General features: G+C 41.2%; 18 protein-coding genes. 3 read left to right on the forward strand and 15 right to left on the reverse strand.

The window, feature by feature from the left end:
- Positions 1-105: 105 nt before the first annotated feature.
- From AC3WTP_RS16815 to AC3WTP_RS16835, 5 genes are all read right to left on the reverse strand, one after another.
- On the reverse strand, positions 106-735 hold the full coding sequence (locus AC3WTP_RS16815) for a hypothetical protein (protein WP_492395791.1): 630 nt from the start codon (positions 733-735) through the stop codon (positions 106-108).
- Between the two features lie 214 nt (positions 736-949).
- On the reverse strand, positions 950-1,486 hold the full coding sequence (locus tag AC3WTP_RS16820) for a hypothetical protein (RefSeq protein WP_492395792.1): 537 nt from the start codon (positions 1,484-1,486) through the stop codon (positions 950-952).
- Between the two features lie 421 nt (positions 1,487-1,907).
- Positions 1,908-2,003, reverse strand: coding sequence for a competence inhibitor ComI (gene comI, locus AC3WTP_RS16825; protein WP_458567378.1), 96 nt, complete (start codon positions 2,001-2,003; stop codon positions 1,908-1,910).
- Between the two features lie 348 nt (positions 2,004-2,351).
- The gene (locus AC3WTP_RS16830) at positions 2,352-2,867 is read right to left on the reverse strand and encodes an N-acetyltransferase (protein ID WP_492395793.1); all 516 of its coding nucleotides are present in this window, start codon (positions 2,865-2,867) and stop codon (positions 2,352-2,354) included.
- A 201-nt stretch (positions 2,868-3,068) separates the two neighbouring features.
- Entirely contained in the window at positions 3,069-3,644 is a 576-nt protein-coding gene (locus AC3WTP_RS16835) for a hypothetical protein (protein ID WP_492395794.1), read from the reverse strand.
- Between the two features lie 43 nt (positions 3,645-3,687).
- Between AC3WTP_RS16835 and istA the strand changes: the two genes are divergently transcribed.
- Together istA and istB are read left to right on the forward strand one after the other, a co-directional pair.
- Positions 3,688-5,229, forward strand: coding sequence for an IS21 family transposase (istA, locus tag AC3WTP_RS16840; protein ID WP_492395795.1), 1,542 nt, complete (start codon positions 3,688-3,690; stop codon positions 5,227-5,229).
- Positions 5,230-5,234: 5 nt separating this feature from the next.
- Complete coding sequence (istB, locus tag AC3WTP_RS16845) at positions 5,235-5,975, forward strand: IS21-like element helper ATPase IstB (protein WP_492395796.1); 741 nt, start codon at positions 5,235-5,237, stop codon at positions 5,973-5,975.
- 560 nt (positions 5,976-6,535) lie between these two features.
- Here the strand turns inward: istB and AC3WTP_RS16850 are convergent.
- From AC3WTP_RS16850 to AC3WTP_RS16865, 4 genes are all read right to left on the reverse strand, one after another.
- Positions 6,536-7,180, reverse strand: coding sequence for a DUF2625 family protein (locus tag AC3WTP_RS16850; RefSeq protein ID WP_492395797.1), 645 nt, complete (start codon positions 7,178-7,180; stop codon positions 6,536-6,538).
- A gap of 2 nt (positions 7,181-7,182) precedes the next feature.
- Positions 7,183-7,881, reverse strand: a complete 699-nt coding sequence (locus AC3WTP_RS16855; protein WP_492395798.1) for an SDR family NAD(P)-dependent oxidoreductase — start codon at positions 7,879-7,881, stop codon at positions 7,183-7,185.
- Positions 7,882-8,161: 280 nt separating this feature from the next.
- The gene (locus tag AC3WTP_RS16860; RefSeq protein WP_492395799.1) at positions 8,162-8,794 is read right to left on the reverse strand and encodes a hypothetical protein; all 633 of its coding nucleotides are present in this window, start codon (positions 8,792-8,794) and stop codon (positions 8,162-8,164) included.
- Positions 8,795-9,003: 209 nt separating this feature from the next.
- Positions 9,004-9,525 carry a hypothetical protein gene (locus AC3WTP_RS16865; RefSeq protein ID WP_492395800.1) on the reverse strand — a complete coding sequence of 174 codons (522 nt, stop codon included), beginning with the start codon at positions 9,523-9,525 and terminating at the stop codon, positions 9,004-9,006.
- 344 nt (positions 9,526-9,869) lie between these two features.
- On the opposite strand from AC3WTP_RS16865, the gene ybaK reads away from it, so the two are divergent.
- Positions 9,870-10,340, forward strand: coding sequence for a Cys-tRNA(Pro) deacylase (ybaK, locus tag AC3WTP_RS16870; protein WP_492395801.1), 471 nt, complete (start codon positions 9,870-9,872; stop codon positions 10,338-10,340).
- A gap of 111 nt (positions 10,341-10,451) precedes the next feature.
- Here the strand turns inward: ybaK and AC3WTP_RS16875 are convergent, their stop codons facing one another.
- The 6 genes from AC3WTP_RS16875 to AC3WTP_RS16900 all read right to left on the reverse strand — a co-directional run bounded on the left by AC3WTP_RS16875 (position 10,452) and on the right by AC3WTP_RS16900 (position 16,861).
- Positions 10,452-10,895 carry a putative iron-sulfur cluster-binding metallochaperone gene (locus AC3WTP_RS16875; RefSeq protein ID WP_492395884.1) on the reverse strand — a complete coding sequence of 148 codons (444 nt, stop codon included), beginning with the start codon at positions 10,893-10,895 and terminating at the stop codon, positions 10,452-10,454.
- 203 nt (positions 10,896-11,098) lie between these two features.
- A complete protein-coding gene (locus AC3WTP_RS16880; RefSeq protein WP_492395802.1) occupies positions 11,099-12,202 on the reverse strand; it encodes an alpha/beta hydrolase in 1,104 nt (367 codons plus the stop codon).
- A gap of 41 nt (positions 12,203-12,243) precedes the next feature.
- Complete coding sequence (gene pgmB, locus AC3WTP_RS16885; protein WP_492395803.1) at positions 12,244-12,882, reverse strand: beta-phosphoglucomutase; 639 nt, start codon at positions 12,880-12,882, stop codon at positions 12,244-12,246.
- Positions 12,879-13,757, reverse strand: a complete 879-nt coding sequence (locus tag AC3WTP_RS16890) for a phosphatase PAP2 family protein (RefSeq protein ID WP_492395804.1) — start codon at positions 13,755-13,757, stop codon at positions 12,879-12,881. Before AC3WTP_RS16890 ends, pgmB begins: the two co-directional genes overlap by 4 nt.
- 20 nt (positions 13,758-13,777) lie before the next feature.
- Positions 13,778-15,478, reverse strand: coding sequence for a glycoside hydrolase family 3 protein (locus AC3WTP_RS16895; protein WP_492395805.1), 1,701 nt, complete (start codon positions 15,476-15,478; stop codon positions 13,778-13,780).
- Positions 15,479-15,517: 39 nt separating this feature from the next.
- Positions 15,518-16,861 carry a glycoside-pentoside-hexuronide (GPH):cation symporter gene (locus tag AC3WTP_RS16900; protein WP_492395806.1) on the reverse strand — a complete coding sequence of 448 codons (1,344 nt, stop codon included), beginning with the start codon at positions 16,859-16,861 and terminating at the stop codon, positions 15,518-15,520.
- Positions 16,862-17,032 lie beyond the last annotated feature (171 nt).

The following is a 17,032-nucleotide window of genomic DNA, read 5'->3' on the forward strand; positions in this document are numbered from 1 at the left end:
AGGCTTATTTAAGTCTGTATTCTTTGGAGTTCTGAAATCTTATACCTGTTGAATCTTGACTTTGATTAGCTGGTTTAGGCGATGGATTATTACTCTCACATATTATTAATTTTTGTTCCATCTCTTTCTATATAAAGGGTAATAGCTCCATCTAACTTGACCTCTGTGAAGTACTGACAGATCTTCATTGAAATACTTGTCAGCAATCTCTATCATCTTATCTACCCATAAATCAAACTGCATTGAACGACAAGCAACTAGAGGTGCAAAATGCAGTAATTTTTCTTGTGATGTTTTAGTTTTTACATACCTATCATTTTTAACTAGTTCTTCATTTAGAATAATATTTTCAAATTCTTCGGGCATTCTATCAAGCTTAAACTTATCGCAATTATTACATGCCGAGACTATATTTTCTGGAATATGAAGTTTAGGAATGTAATGTTCAAAAATAACCTCTTCAGGTGGCAATAAGCTCAAATCTGTATAGCAGTAGTAACAAGAAAATTGCTGTGGCTTTAATCTGCTACGAATTCTTACATCAGTTAGATTTGCGGCAATCCACAAATTATATTTAGAATTCCCAAATCCTTTCCTTTTTGAATTGTTCTTAGCTTTAATATATTGTCTTTCAAATTCTTCTGGATCGTGTTTATTAACGAATTTGATATGTTCATATATGTATTCAGGAAAAAGAAGTCTAGATTCTTCAATTAATATTTCCAAGTTAATCATAAAATCCCTCACACATAAATATTTTTTTTCCTAACGTTCTATATATTCACGAGTCCGAGATGCTTAAAAGAGCTCCCTCGACTGGGTCGAAGACTTAGGTTCGCAGGATTTCCTGCAGGTTCACTTCTACAAATCACCTCTTGCAGACCAAGTTGCCGTCAGGCGACGCAGCGTGAATACGGTGTTTGATAAAGTCTTCGACCCTCGGTTAAGCTCACGAAAAATATCTCTGAATCACTTCCTCGTCCCAGACCTGTACTTCAATATATCTTTCGGGCCCCTTATCTCCATCCCTATTCCATTCTTGTGGCATCCCATATTCTTCAATTACTTTTATTATCTCTTGTTTGGTATATACCTGTCTACGATATGGCTTATTATCTTGATACCTCATCGTTGGAAAGAGATCACCATATGTAAAACTAATTACTGTCTCTTCAAACTCATCTATGTTAATTGCTATCCAACTAGGGTTCTTATACCATGTCTTTAACCAATCACAAGATCCCAGTGTCATATAGTGTGGAAAAATGTTCTTTGGTATTCCACACTTGGCCATAAATTGTTCTCTAGCCATCTTCTCGAGTTCTCTTCTAATCAGCATATAATCATCAGATCTCTTGCTTGCAAACATCTTTCCATCCTGTTTGATTTGTCGTGAAACATCAAGAGCATCATCTATAGAAAGGCTAGAAAGATTTCTAAATGGTCCTATATCCTTATCAAAATAATGATACAAAGTATAGCTCATATGTATTGTTCCTTTGGCTTCTTATATAATGTTTTCGAAGATTTTATATAACTTTCTTCTATTCACAAATCCGAGAGGCTTATAGGAACGCTAGCTACTGGGCCCGACGGACTTAGCCTTGCAGGGTTATTCCCTGATTCAACTTCTCTGCTTTCCACTTCTCGCGAACCAAAGGCAACACCCGCAGCGTAGATACGGTGTTCTCTGATGGGTATGCCTGCTCTGTATTACTTACATTAGCTTTTTATATCTTTTAACGATTTTAATATTGTTTTGATACATGTTTTTACATGTGATATTATATATGTAATAAAGACCAAGTGCTGTGAACACTTGGTCAATACAATTGGCTTGGATGGTTATTCCCTTCTAAGTCATTTAGAGCGAAAGCCCACCTTAGGCGTTAATCTATGGGTGGGTTTTACTTTTTCTTGTTGTTATTATCAATGTAAGTTAAGAGTGCAAGAATGAACATGCCGAAAAGGAACATAATCGTTATTGCATCTTTTACTTCCATGGTTCACCCCCTTTCGAAGGGAACCATGCCCACCCAAGATTCAATTGTAGTTATATTTTACCTGTATTCACTTATACGTACAAGTGTTCTTATATTGAATTGACTTTATTGTTTTTAAGGTTATGATACAATAGGCATCCCTTTCAGATAACTTTCGGGTATTCACGAACTTGATAGGCTTAATGGCACGATAGCAATCGGGTAGATCCGCCACTTAGCCTCGTAGGGTTATCTGCCTGATCCAACTTTTCAGAATTATCTTCGGTCAGACCAAGAACCCTTCAGGATTTGCCGTGTGAATGCTAGGTTAGATGATGTTGTCTCCTACTTCGAATTAACAATACATAATTATATATATCTCTTTAAAAGATAAGATAACTTAGCTTGCAATGATTTGACTGAAATTATGTATGTGCTCCCTCTATCTGTGCTCGTTTCTAACTTAAACCCTATCTTTTTCGTTAAATTAATTGAGTTTACATTATGATGATTTACATATGTCCTTATGTTCCATCCACAATATTCTTTAACTTCACTTAAAAAACTATAAAATAGTTTGCCAACTGTTACACCGTCCCTTTGAAATCTTGGATTAATCTGTATTTCATTTAAGTAAACATCATTATTTGTATATCGTACAGTAAACGACAAATATCCACGTAATAGATGATGTTCCATTATTAATATATGTTTAGTTCCAGCATCAAGGTACTTATCTAATGATTCTCTCCATTCTTTATATATTTCGTCTCGTTCTTTATCTATTGGTGCTATTTTTGACATGTTCATTTCAAGTAACTCAAACATTCTGTCCATTGCTTCATTATCAAATAAATTATCCTTTGAATACATTATTATCTTCATATTTCACCTCGATTCACAATAATTGAAGCTGTTATTTAGTCCGCCAATGTCATCAAACGTTCTTGCATTCACGACATTCATTACCCTTAGATAGCTCTTATCTTAGGGTAATGAATGTGTTGGTGAGCTACCTCTTTGCTTAACCTAGGGCGAACGCACGTAGCGTGAATCTGGTGTTAGGGGAAGTTATTGATTTCAAAGCTATTCCTTATATTCTTTATTACTTTGTATTTGTATCGCAATATCAGTTTTAAGATTAACTTCAAAAACTAAATTTCTTAATGGAAAATCCCCTGTTGTTTTTAGTAAATATTGATCCTCCACATTATCCGGATGCAAAATGATCCAATGATTTATTTTTGATATGCCAATTCCATGAATTTCTCTTATAGGCATTTCTAGAGGAATTCTCTTCGTTTCTGAGGTTTCAACATTTTTCACATATAGTCGGGCATTACTATTTCTCTGAAATAAGTTTATTAGTTCTATTTGATATTCATATTTACCATCCGCAGTTAATTGTAAAGTATCAGCAGTAATTTTTTCAGTTAACCAACCACTTGTATTTACATATTTAAACATTCCCGGTGTTAATGCAATCATAAATAAACTTAGTATCACGATAATTGAGACTTTTATCTCGTTTATAGTGAATACTCCGGAGCAAAATGAGCCATCGTTCCGGTGAGTGAGAGCCACGTCTCCGGCATTTTTGAGCCACCCTTCCGGTAGAGAGAGCCACCCGTTTAACCTCCTGCTAGAATGATGACTATGCACGGTCATTAGACACGTGTAAATCATCTATGAGGAGGTCATTTCTATGACCCAGTATCGAGAGATCTTGAGACTGCACAGCCAACGGATCAGTCAACGTAGCATTGCTACCAGTTGCGCCTGCTCGCGCAACACCGTCTCAAAAATTATCCAACGAGCAGAAGAGTTAGGCATTGCCTGGCCTCTTGAGAAAGATTGGACCGATGGAGAGCTCCGTCAACGTCTCTTCGGGGAAACAGTACAGCCATCTACTCGTAAGCACCCGGACTACGAATACATTCACCGGGAAATGGCTAAGAGCGGAGTGACACTAAGCCTTCTCTGGCATGAATATTGCGAGAATTGCCGCTCTAATCATGAGATTCCCCTTATGTACTCCCAGTTTTGCTATCACTACCAACAGTTCACTCAACGAACGAATGCCACCATGCGCATACAACGGAAGCCAGGTGAACAGCTTGAAGTCGACTGGGCAGGCCAAACGGCTTCCATCATCGATCGTGAGACTGGCGAAATCGTCCCAATGTATGTCTTTGTTGCCGTGCTCTCTTACAGCCAATATGCTTATGTAGAAGCCTTTTCTAGCCAGAATCAGGAGAGCTGGATTACCGCTCATGTTCACATGTATCAGTTCTTTGGCGGATCCACTCGTGTTCTCATTCCAGACAATCTGAAGACTGGTGTCGAGAAGTCCTCTTGGTACAATCCTGTCATCAATAAGACGTACCATGAAATGGCGGAGCATTACAGCACTGCAGTCATTCCCACACGTGTTAGGAAACCAAAAGATAAGCCGAATGTGGAAGGCTCTGTGAATATCGTCTCAACATGGATCCTGGCCGCACTTCGCAATCAGCAGTTCTTTAGTCAAGTTGAGCTGAATCAGGCGATTCATAAGAAACTCAAGGTTCTTAACACCAAGCCCTTTCAGAAAAAAGAAGGAAGCAGACATAGTGTGTTCATGAACGAGGAAAAGCCGTTCTTGCTTGCATTGCCTGCCACCCCATATGAATTGGCGCTTTGGAAAGTCGCCACTGTCCAAATTAATTATCATATAAGCGTAGAGAAAATGCACTACTCCGTTCCGTATGAATATATCAAACATCAGGTCGATGTTAGATTAACGAGAAATGTCATCGAGATCTTCTACAACCATCAGAGGATTTGCTCACATCCGCGACTTTACGGAAAGCCTGGCCAGTTCAGCACGGTTGAAGAACACATGCCGGAGAAACACAAGAAATATATCCAATGGAATGGCAAACGGTTCATTTCTTGGGCAGAATCAATCGGCCCGAACACAGCAATTGTCATTCAAGCCATTCTAAGCTCTCACAAAGTGGAGCAGCAAGGCTTTCGAAGTTGCTTAGGGATACTGAAGCTAGGCGACAAGTATGGATTAGAGAGACTTGAATCTGCATGCGGTAGAGCTTTATCCTACACACCAAGGCCCAGCTTTCAGAGCGTGAAGACTATCTTAACGACAGGACAGGACAGGCTTAATGCCCAACCTGAGAGCATGCCCCAAACCCCTCCCACCGAAAACTACAGCTTTGTCCGAGGCGCGGACTATTACGGGAGGGGCTAACGAACATGCATGAACCCACACAACGCAAACTGCATGAGATGCGGCTTTCCGCAATGGCAGAGGCTTATCAGAACCAGCTATTAGACCCGAGTTTTCAAGGTTTATCCTTTGAAGAACGTTTTGGATTGCTGGTAGACTTGGAATGGTCAAGACGAAAGAACAACCGACTGGCTTCGCTCATTCGTAAAGCGGATTTCCAACAGAATAGTGCAAGTATCGAGAATATTGAATATCATGCCGATCGAAAGCTGGATCAAACACAAATTCTTCGTCTTGCGACTTGCGCCTACATTCATGACAAATTAAATATCATCATTATGGGCGCATCGGGTGCAGGGAAGACGTACTTGGCATGTGCCTTTGGCGTAGCAGCCTGTCGCAATTTTTTGCCGGTTAAATATGTTCGCTTGCCGGATCTGTTGAATGAGTTGGCTGTGGCGCGTGGAGAAGGTATTTATCAACGCGTGATGAAGTCTTATAAAAAGATTCCGTTATTAATCTTGGATGAATGGCTATTAGTCTCTTTAAAGGAGAGCGAAGCTAGGGACCTGCTTGAAATCGTAGAAGCCCGTCATCAGAGGGGATCCACCATTTTCTGTTCCCAATTCGCTCCAGCAGGCTGGCACAGCAAGATTGGTGAGAATACATTAGCAGATGCAATACTTGACCGTATCGTGCATTCTTCTTACACGATCACAATCGAAGGACTCGACTCAATGCGTAAACGAAAAGGACTCATTAACTAATTCAAATTCCGGTGGAGGGAGCTACCTACTTTGGTGGCTCCCTCCACCGGAGATGCGGCTCAATTTTTCCGGAGGGGTGGCTCACTACTCACCGGAATGATGGCTCTATTGGACCGAAATATTCATTTATAGCAACATGTCTCTTCGCTAACCAATAAATAGATACGATTATCAATAAAATTGAAGGTATAACATGCGTAAATAAAATTACAGTCGATATTAAATCTATATCTCGTTGAAAGTTGGCAGTTGAGCCAAAAATAAACCATAAAACACCAGACAGGTTAAACAGAACAACTAATATCCAAAATATTATTAAAGCTCTCTTTAGAACAATAATTATCACCATCCAGTTGAAAATAAACCTAGTATTTTAAAATTTATTATTTGTTTAATTACTAGAAATGTCTTTCAACAATTTCCTCTTGCGATCTGGTATCTACGAACCCGAGAAGCTTAAGGCGCGAACTAGACTGGATCCATCGGACTTAGCCTCGCAGGGTTGTGAGATGAATCCGCTTCTCTGCCCATCTCTTCTTCCTTTGAGCCTGCAAAACTCTTTAAATGGCATTTCTAAAATCACTTTGTATTCCCCATATTTCCTTAATAGAATTTGCTTTTCTATGGCTATTTTCAACATCCTTGCCCTGTTCCGTCCACAAATATGGAAATATTGATATTCCTTGATCTCTAGTTAATAAACTTACATCTTCTATCCAGTTACTCCATCTAAATGATTCATAATATTTATTCAGATCACCATATAATACCCAATAAAAAAAGTCAGTATATCCTATACCAGTGTCTTCCCAATCCAATGTATCCGGCGCAAAATAATAAATATTACGAGTACTATTATCAAATCCTCCTGTATTAATAGCAAAGATCCCACCTACTACATCATGGGCCACAACAAACCCTTCTTCGAAGAGTGATTGATGTTTGTTATTAATTAGAGAGCCAAATATCTCAGGGTGCCCTGAACCAAGTAAGTACAACCAACCGTGATCTACAACAATACCACCACACTCCAGTGCGATCGCTCCCATAGTAGATTTATTGGTTATTTGTAAATTAAAGAGCGCTTCCTCACCTTCAGCTTTTGTATTCTCAAGTATACGAATATTTACTTGTGAATCACGAATCCAATCTTGAATCATCGTCCATGCGTTATCTTCAAAAATAAGTTCTGCTATATCTTTCACATTTACCACCCCTTAATTACTTTTCCATGTTCAAATCGATCAAATAAAAACATTAGAATTCTATCCGCTGCATGACTTGGATTGGCCAATTTCACTTTATTTGCATATTCATCTGTTATAATTGATTCTTCATACATTTGAGTATCTACTGCTCCTGGTCTTACCGCCATTATTTGCACTTCAGTTTGTTCAATCCCTATTGACTTAGTAAATGTTTCGAGTCCTGCTTTAGAAGTAGAATAACAACTCATCCTTGGTTTTAAATTAAATGATAGACCTGAAGAGATATTCAGGATTCTCTTATCCACTTTAAAATGTTTCGAATACTTAATAAAGGACGAAGAAAGTATCATTGGAGCAGTCAAATTAATATTTATATGACTAATGATGTTGTCCGGATCACTTTGATCTATGTATTCAATCGGCATAACAATTGCAGCATTATTAATCAAATATATTGACTCTACTATTGATTCATCAATTCTCCCAATAATTTCTTTCATTAGATCATCAATTTTTTGAACATTATTTAAATCGAATTCAAAATAATCTAAGGGAACATTTTCTGTATTTGCAATTGAAGTAAGATCGGTATTAAGATGTCTTGAAACGCAGATCAAATAATGATCTTTGACCATTAATTTCTTAGTTATTGCTTCTCCAATTCCACGAGATGAACCTGTGATAATAAAGTATTTCATTATTGTACCCTCCGTTTTTAACGGTCTAATGTGATTTCTGATAACGTTCTTGTATCTACGAGCCCGAGAGGCTTAAAGGAGTGCAGCGACTGGCTAGCTTCGCTGCTTAGCCTTGCAGGGTTGCCTGCCTGATTCGCTTCCTCGAAAACCATCGGGCAGACCAAGAAGCGTAGTGAAACGGCGTAGATATGATGTTATCCGATGGAACCGACCTCTTTGATTACACATTCAATCTCAGTTATTCTTATCTGTCTGCAATATTATTAGAATGAATATATCTCTATTTATTCGTTAATTTAAAATGTTCTTCAACAATTACCAGGTTTTCTTCTAATGTACTGCTTCCATCAACTATAATTGTCTTTAAGGCTCTGCTTTGTGCGTCTTTATTAATGAATTGTGCGAATTCAATATCCCGATTCATCCAATTCTCAAATGTTTTTTTAGGATCTCGACAAACCTCTAAAATAGAATGAATCCAATCTCGTTTAGAATATTGTTCTACATGAAATTCTGCTGTAGGTATTATCCATACACCATGGTTATTTGTATGAAGTAATGGAGATACGTTTTCGGGCAATAAAGCAGCCCCCTCAACCAAAATTGATTTGTTTGAAGAAATTGAATTTATATCTTCCAAAATCAGCCCAAATTCCTCTTGATAAAACTTAATTGTTTCTTCAACTTGCTGATATACGGGTCGTGAAAAAATATCATTTAAAGATAAACCCTTTAATTTAGTCATTATTGGATGAAGTTCAGTTAGACATCTCTTTATGTGATCATCATATGCTTCATCACATTTGTAATAAATAAAATCATGCCTATTTGCTAATAGCTCTGCAATTGAACTCTTACCAGAACACGGAGAGCCACCTATCCAGTAAATGTCTCTAAAATGATTATTTATCATTTTTCAAATCCTTTTTATAAGATTCTCGTTTCTTTCAGTTAACGTTCTTGTATCTACGAACCCGAGAGGCCTATTGCGCTCCGCGTTGGGCCGAAGACTCTGCCCGCAGGACTGTTCACTGACTCTGCTCCTCTGCCTACCTCTTCTTGCGAACCAAGGGCGTAGATACTGTGTTATGTGAAGTTCTTGTCTTCCTCGAAACAACAGCACTATTTATTATTTATTGTAATCTCACTATCAATATCAAGGTTAATTGTCTCAGAATGGAGTTCCCCATTATTATCATTCCATGTAATTGTTAAAGTAGTACTTTCATAGTTTTGTTTATCTTTCTTTAGTTCATCATAAGTATAATCGCTTGTAATAGAACCTAAATCATTAAGATTGATTAGAATAGCTACTGGTCCAGCATTTGAACTTGCTTCATGAATATAAACTATTTCATGATCACCATAGGGATCTATTTCCTTGATTTCATATCTATAATAAGTACTATACTCGATATTTGTCGGATCACCTTTGTATGCTAATTTTCCATGACCTCGAAAAATCTTGCTAGGGGAGACAATTATTTTATAATCAGTAATACTCCACATTTCCCCTGTACCATTAAGATTGTAATATTGAACACCGGCTTTTGACACTTTTTCAATGTTTTCAATATACAGATAACTCCAAATGACATTAGAAACAATAAGAATTCCTAATAATGGAAATATTATTTTTTTCATATTTCGCTCCCTTTAACAATCACTCATATATTGCAAGATTATTAGCTAACGTTCTTTTATCTACGAATCCGAGAGGCTTAAGACGATCAGCGCCGGATCCAACGGACTTAGCACCACATATACCTGAATCACCCTCACCCCCCTCATTATACCAGCATTTACCTACCCCATATATCAAAAAAGCCGCCATGTCTTTTCCAGACATAACAGCTCCGGTGCATTCGGTAAGCCCGCACAACCACTTTCATTGAAAGTTCAATGACACCGTAGTAACATGAAGGTATCCACGACATAGACTCTATATTCAGGATTACGAGGAAATCTTATCTGCAAGGTGGTTTAACATGGAGTACAAGACCAATGTCATGAGAATATTAGATAAATTGAAAATAACATACAAAAGCTATAGCTACGCCGATACAGACGCCATTAGTGGTATTGAGGTGGCGGACGCTTTACATCAGAATCCTGATCAGGTATTTAAAACACTTGTAACGATAGGCAAATCTAAGAAATATTATGTCTTTCTAATTCCTGTCGCACATGAACTGGATCTGAAGAAAGCGGCTCATAGTGTAAACGAAAAATCAATTGAAATGCTAAAAACGAAGGATTTGTTGGCTGTCACGGGGTATATACACGGAGGATGTTCACCCATTGGCATGAAAAAGAGCTTCATGACGACGATCGATGATTCTGCGGCTAATTTGGAGACAATCATATTCAGTGCAGGTAAGATTGGATACCAGATCGAGATGAATCTTGAAGATTTGAAACAGGCGATTCCATTTAACTTGGCAAACATTATCGTATAAGTTACTTCATAATATAACGGAACTGCACCCCTTAGAATGGTCAATGAGACTAGACCTCACCTCTCAATACTGACCTATTCCAGGGGGTACTTTTCTTTTCGTGTGGGGCTCTTATTGATTCCGTATAAATGTAGTAACATTGCCCAAACAGCAGGATCCTTGCGGGTTATTAACCTCGCATCCACATCGTTTAGCTTGAATCTGTTCACGAATATGGACAGCCGGATCTAGATTGTCTCGAACCGCATTCCTTATTCGTTCTCTTGTCCATCCAAAACAGTAGCAAACGGGAACATCCAGCGCATCGTTTTTCTGGAATACCGGTACTTTTAGTGTCGTTTTATCAAAGGTCTGTGTATCGTGATAATAGACCACATCACAAGACGGATTAGGGCAGAATGCGTAAGCCAGTTCGGGATGAACAGTCTCTAAAGCGGATGGCTTAAGCATCGCTTTAAGTGTAATCAGTTGAACGGCTTTTCCTTTTTGATGACAAATAGGACAGTGTATAGATGGTGTTGAAGGATCAGTTGATGTTTTACAGCAGCTATCCAATTTCAATCACTCCTTTCCTAAGTTTTATTATATACCCCCACTCCCTATACTGAAACTATAAATTTGCTCCGCGCTTATCATGGAACCCACATCCCTCGAATAACAAAGAACTCCCGCAGACCATTCCAGCCCGCAGGAGTTTGAAACTTCCTTATTATCACCACAGCATCATTAAGATTGCATCATACCTAGTAAAATGAACATTACTCAAACTTGCACTTGATAGCTTTCGCTATTTCAGCCATACAATCTTCTGCTTGCGGATAGAATCCGATCTTATCCATAAATGCATGATCCACACCGTTATATCGAATCATCTGCGTCGCAACACCCGCACGCTGCAGCTTTCTAGCATACGCTTCACATTCCAGCCGCAAGTAATCATACTCTGCCGTTATAATCAGAGTTTCAGGCATGCCGCTAAGATCTTCGGCTAATAGAGGTGAAGTATAGGCACTTGTCGCAGCTGCTCTACCTTGTAAATAAATATTGTCCAACAAATTCGCCAAGCCGCTCATCCCCGTCAATCCTGCTGTAATCAGCTCACGATGGTTGTTGATCGAATATTCATCGATGTTCCATTCGAAATCATCCGTCACTTCCCCTGCCATGTTCACCGTCGGATAGATCAGCGCTTGGAACTTAATCATTCCCGCTCCTAGATCTCGATCCTTCATCGCGCATACAGTCGCGAGATTACCTCCCGCACTATCACCACACACAGCGATCTGCTGCGGATTGACGTTCCATGCTGCCGCATTCTGATATACCCAGCGAACAGCATCGAAGCAGTCATTCAATCCAGCAGGATAAGCATGCTCAGGAGCAAGGCGGTAGTCCACAGAGATCACGACTGCATTGGCTTTCTCCGCAATCGCTTTACAAGGATTCTCAACAACATCCAGCGTGCCTCCAAAGAACCCTCCTCCGTGGAAAAATACGACCGCTGGCAGATTCGAGCCTTGAACTGGCGAGTAGATACGTACGGGAATAGCGCCTTCTGAGCCCTCGATGTTGATTGCATCCGTACGAATAGCAGTTGTCGTCACATCGGTATTTGGCCAACCCATACTGGCTCGCAACCCTTGCACCATGTTCATCAGATCGAATTCACCTTCAGCAGGTTTCTCCATCGCCGCCATCTTCTCAGCCATTTCGAGCGTCGTCTGAAGTACGCGTGCATCCAGTTCTCCCTCAGCATCCGAGTCCGGGAGCTTCTTGATCGTCATATCCATCCCTTTAACGTTCTGAACAACAGTTCGTTGCTCAAGCACCTCGAGCATGCTGCTATACGATTCCTTATTCATCCTTCCATTCATCTCCTCATCGATTATTCAATAAGCCTTGCTTATATGTGAGCTAACAGATCATCAAGCGACTCCAACACGATGTGCGCTTTACCATAATGGCGTGCAGCACCGATCGCAGCCACCGTCATTCCTGCGCGTAACGCCGCATCCACTCCTGCTTCGGCATCCTCAACTACGATGCAGGAAGCAGCATCAGTCCCTGCTTGCTCTGCCGCGAGTATAAATACTTCGGGATACGGCTTACTATTCGCAATCTGATTACCATCTACAACGGCATCGAACATGTCATAGAGTCCTACTTGCCGCAATATTATTGGCGTATTCTTGCTGGAAGAGCCCACCGCAATCTTGATCTCCCGCTTCTTTAACACTTGCAGCGTCTGCAGCACGCCTGGAAGCAGATCCTGCTCCGTTAATTGATTCAAGTATTCGCGGTAGTACTCATTTTTGTGCTCCGCTAACTCTTGCTTCTCTAGTGCGGTGTACTGCCTCTCGGCTTGTTCAAGAATAATCTCCAAGCTCTCCATTCGGCTCACACCACGAAGCCGATCATTGATCGTACGATCGAATGGAATGCCTTCTTGCTCCGCAATTCGCTTCCAAGCAAGGTAATGATACTCATCCGTAGATACTAATACCCCATCAAGATCAAAAATCACCGCTTTAATTGAATTCATCCTCTTCCCCCGTCGATCTGCACCTGGTTGCTCATTGGATGTTTATGTTTATGGCTTTCGTCTCGATGCAATAAATTATAGATAAGGAACATGAGGCTGATCGAAATCATAAATCCAACCGTAACATCGGATGCATAGTGCGCCGAATAATAGACTCGGCTAATAGCGGTAGTGAACCACCATATAAATCCACCGATAAATACTAGCTGCTTCAGCTTCTTATACCGGGGCAATACAAATAATGAGATGGCTACAGCCATAAACGAATTAGCGCTGTGTCCCGAAGGGAATGAAGACCCTCCTTCACCTTGTATCTGATACCATGGTGAGAAGTTCGAGTAGTCCGGCATCAAATCACGGAATCTTACGCGCCCCCAACCTGCCTTAATTCCTTCAATGAGAAGTACGGTAACGAACAGGTAGATTACTGACGTATAGGCGACCTTTAGCAAATACAAGCGATCCTCATCTGAGAGCCGTACATACGCATATCTCTGCAGTACAAGAGTAATGACTAGCATGACGATAAGACTTACAACAGCAAAGATTGTAGTAGAAGCCTCTAGTTGAAGGCGATATGCAAGCATTGCTACATGCATGAAGATTGAGAATAGGATCATAATGACTCCCAATCCGTAATGCAGCAGCTTTTCCCCCCGTGTCACTCCCTTCAGAGCGGTCGCAAGAAACACATTTCCAGCCAGGAACAGCAGGATCACTGTTGACATCTCTCCATAAATGAAGAAAAATTCACCAAACGACGTTTTGCCCGTCGCGATCGCTTTCGATATCTCTAGATCTGTAAACGAAAATAGTAGGAGCAATGCTGCCGCGATAGCCATAATCATGCCATATGATTTCTTATTTAATAGCACATGATTCACTCCTTATAGATTTACAGTCTCGCTTCCCAATACCCGCAGAATGGGTCGACAGGGTTAGTTCCTGTAAATGATGATTTACCTTGCATCTTCTCAACGATTGCATCTAATGAATATTCATTGCCCGAATAAGCATTGATAAATGTCTGAATGCGAGGCACATCTTGCAGATGAAATGGATTCGCTACCGAAATAAACATAGTCGGCACTTCCTTCATAAACCAAGGAATATCTGCACCAAACGGCGGCGTATAGTTAATTCTCAGATCTGTCTTGTTGCTGGCTGTCGCATAGTTCGCGAAGTATATCGCAAGATCATATTGGCTCACAAATTCACGAACGGACATGAACATGGCTCGGAAATCCGACGGATCGTTCACTGTAACCTCAAAGCCTGCGGCCCGCAATTTTTCCACGAACGATTTATGACATCCTCCTACCGAGAAACTGCCTTCTTCGTCACCTAGTACATAGACAATGACGCGTTTATGAGACTCCGACGTAATCGGCAGCAGGTTCTGTGTGTCCTTCACCAAAGTGACGGATTGATCCGCGCACTCTCTAGCCCATAATTGATGCTCTTCGGATCCCATGACGCAGAGCGCGGATTCGTCAGGTACCAACGTCCCCTTCTGCTTGTGTTCATGCAAGCGCAAGGAAGCCTTCAAGCCAAGAATGCGTGTTACGGCTTGATTGACGCGTTCCTCAGTCAACAGCCCGCTCCGTATTCCTTGAAGCATGTACTCGCGATCCTCTTCAATATTGCGGTTAAAGAGGAATATATCGCAGCCTGCCGCAATTGCCTTAGGCACTGCCAATTCACGCCGTTCCGCGATCGTAAATCCCGCCATGAGCGTGGCGTCGCTTACGATTACACCGTTGAAGTTCAGCTTCTCACGGAGCAGATTATTCAAGATCTCTGGCGATAATGAACTCGGCAGCAGATCTTCATCCTTCAAGCCGGGATTGAAGTGGCGCTGGTAGGCAGGCTGTATAATATGTCCGACCATTACGGTATCTGCGCCTTCATCGATTAATGTCTGATACACTTTTCCGAATGTCGCATCCCATTCTTCAATAGAAAGAGAGTTAATACTCGTCAGCAAATGCTGATCTCGATCATCGACTCCGTCTCCAGGGAAATGCTTGATGGAAACCGCCATTTCATTCTCATGTGCTGCCCGCATATATGCGCGCCCCATGTCGAGGACGGTGTCAGGTCGGTCGCCGAACGTACGCACATTTGTAATCGGATTGCGATAGTTCATGTTGATATCTACGATTGGACCAAAGGACCAATTCAGACCAACCGCCTTCCCCTCGCGGCTAGCTACAGTGCCTAATTTATAAGCCATCTCCGCATTATTAGTCGCGGCTACTTGAAGCTGTTTCCCGAAATAGGTGCCTTCGGCAGCAATACCGTCACCGCCGTTTTCTAGGTTCGCAGCCAATAGCATAGGAATCTTACTGTTGTTCTGCATCGCCTCATGCGCGAGCCGAATCTCCTTAGCAGGACCAGGGCGGTACATCAATCCACCAGGCTGATATTTCTTAACCATCTCCACCAGCATGGAACTGTCACCTATGCCAACAAGACAGAACAACTGACCTACCTTCTCCTCTAATGTCATGCCCTCCAACGTGCTCTTGACCCATGTAATATCCTGCTCACTAAGATGAAATGGGTTCTTGGATAAATCCACTTGATGCAACATACCAATACTCGCTCCTTCCAAAGCTTGATTTATAATCGTTTACATACGATGACGCTCTTCTAGATCGGCAAGCATTTGTGCTTCTTGTTTATCTAATTTGTAGAACAACATAGCAATGCCCGCTAAGATGTAGCAAATAATCGGAATCCATATATAGTTCATTTCAATTGCAAACAATGCGGAACTAGATTGTACGGCTCCAGCCTCATAACCGCTTATTTCAAGCATCCATGCAGACAAGGCCCCGCCAATCCCCATGCCGAACTTCACGCCGAAGCTTGAGGATGCTGTAAGCAATCCTTGAGCTCGAACACCCGACTTCCACTCGCCGTAGTCGACCGTATCCACGATCATAATGAACAGAAGCCCTGCAGCGAAACCTCCGCCTAAGCTTATGATGATATTCCCGGCAATCAGTACGCCCATGTTGTTCATCTGATCGCCTATGAATATAACCAGCTGACCGATAATGGAAACGACTAAGCCGAGAAGGATCGTATTGCGTTTACCGATTCTTTTCGTGAAGAAGGGTACCATCACCAGTGTAATAATGAGCACCAAATTCAAAGCCATGATGGTTGGAATAAGATCTGGACGTTGAAGGTTGTACGTAAAATAATAGGTTGTTGTCTGCGTCTTCATGATGTTTGCAATCCAGAAGATAAAGCCCATGAACAACATAATTACCCATGGCCAGTTTCCTTTAATAGCCTTAATTCCCTCACGGACGGGTAACGATTTTTGAGACGATTGTGAGCCGACTCTTTCTTTCACTTGGAAAAATGCATTGATAAACAAGATGAAGGCAATAGTGGCAAAGATGAGCATCGTTAACGAAAAGCCTCTTGCGTCATCTCCGTTGCCCAATCTCTCCACCATCGGCAGCGTAATCGAAGTAACTGCAACCATCCCGACCATGGCGCACAGCATCCGCACTACTCCGATCACCGTTCTTTCCTGTGGGTCGCTTGAGAGGCTAGGTAGAATGGAGGTTATAGGCAAGTTAATGCCCGCATATAGAATCCCTAATAAAATATAAGTTACATACGCATATACAATTTGCCCCGTCGGGCTGATATCTGGAACAGAGAAGGTCAGTACAGCTACGACCGAGAAGGGCAATGCAAGCCATAAGAACCATGGGCGAGATTTTCCCCATCTTGTGTTGGTCTTATCAATCAATATTCCAAACACCGGGCCATCAAGCGCATCTATAAACCGTGCAACTAAGAACAACGTTCCGACCACACCTGCGCTGAGCCCTATGGAATCCGTATAGTAGAATAGCAGGTAGGTCGTAACTACTTGAAACACAAGATTCGAAGCGGTATCTGTTAGCGCATAACTGATGCGCTCTTTCCAAGGCACTTGCTTCACTGGCATCCTGTTTCCTCCTTCATAAAGGTATGATCCCATTATAGTAAGCGCAATCATTTACAGCTTTCCGATATTTATCTCGCTACCCGAATACATTTGCCCACTTCAAAAGTGCCTTCACCTCGATAGGGGCACAATTCAGGTCAACATTAAGCCCTCAAAAGGGCAAAAAAAGAC

The organism is Paenibacillus sp. EB106-04-04-XG159 (genome assembly GCF_058791835.1).

Coding starts and splice junctions, on each gene's coding strand:
- AC3WTP_RS16855 (WP_492395798.1), bottom strand. CDS start 7,881: ATGAAATACTTTATTATCACAGGTTCATCTCGTGGAATTGGAGAAGCA.
- AC3WTP_RS16900 (WP_492395806.1), bottom strand. CDS start 16,861: ATGCCAGTGAAGCAAGTGCCTTGGAAAGAGCGCATCAGTTATGCGCTA.
- istA (WP_492395795.1), top strand. CDS start 3,688: ATGACCCAGTATCGAGAGATCTTGAGACTGCACAGCCAACGGATCAGT.
- AC3WTP_RS16895 (WP_492395805.1), bottom strand. CDS start 15,478: ATGTTGCATCAAGTGGATTTATCCAAGAACCCATTTCATCTTAGTGAG.
- AC3WTP_RS16860 (WP_492395799.1), bottom strand. CDS start 8,794: ATGATAAATAATCATTTTAGAGACATTTACTGGATAGGTGGCTCTCCG.
- istB (WP_492395796.1), top strand. CDS start 5,235: ATGCATGAACCCACACAACGCAAACTGCATGAGATGCGGCTTTCCGCA.
- ybaK (WP_492395801.1), top strand. CDS start 9,870: ATGGAGTACAAGACCAATGTCATGAGAATATTAGATAAATTGAAAATA.
- comI (WP_458567378.1), bottom strand. CDS start 2,003: ATGGAAGTAAAAGATGCAATAACGATTATGTTCCTTTTCGGCATGTTC.
- AC3WTP_RS16820 (WP_492395792.1), bottom strand. CDS start 1,486: ATGAGCTATACTTTGTATCATTATTTTGATAAGGATATAGGACCATTT.
- AC3WTP_RS16880 (WP_492395802.1), bottom strand. CDS start 12,202: ATGAATAAGGAATCGTATAGCAGCATGCTCGAGGTGCTTGAGCAACGA.
- AC3WTP_RS16865 (WP_492395800.1), bottom strand. CDS start 9,525: ATGAAAAAAATAATATTTCCATTATTAGGAATTCTTATTGTTTCTAAT.
- pgmB (WP_492395803.1), bottom strand. CDS start 12,882: ATGAATTCAATTAAAGCGGTGATTTTTGATCTTGATGGGGTATTAGTA.
- AC3WTP_RS16815 (WP_492395791.1), bottom strand. CDS start 735: ATGATTAACTTGGAAATATTAATTGAAGAATCTAGACTTCTTTTTCCT.
- AC3WTP_RS16830 (WP_492395793.1), bottom strand. CDS start 2,867: ATGAAGATAATAATGTATTCAAAGGATAATTTATTTGATAATGAAGCA.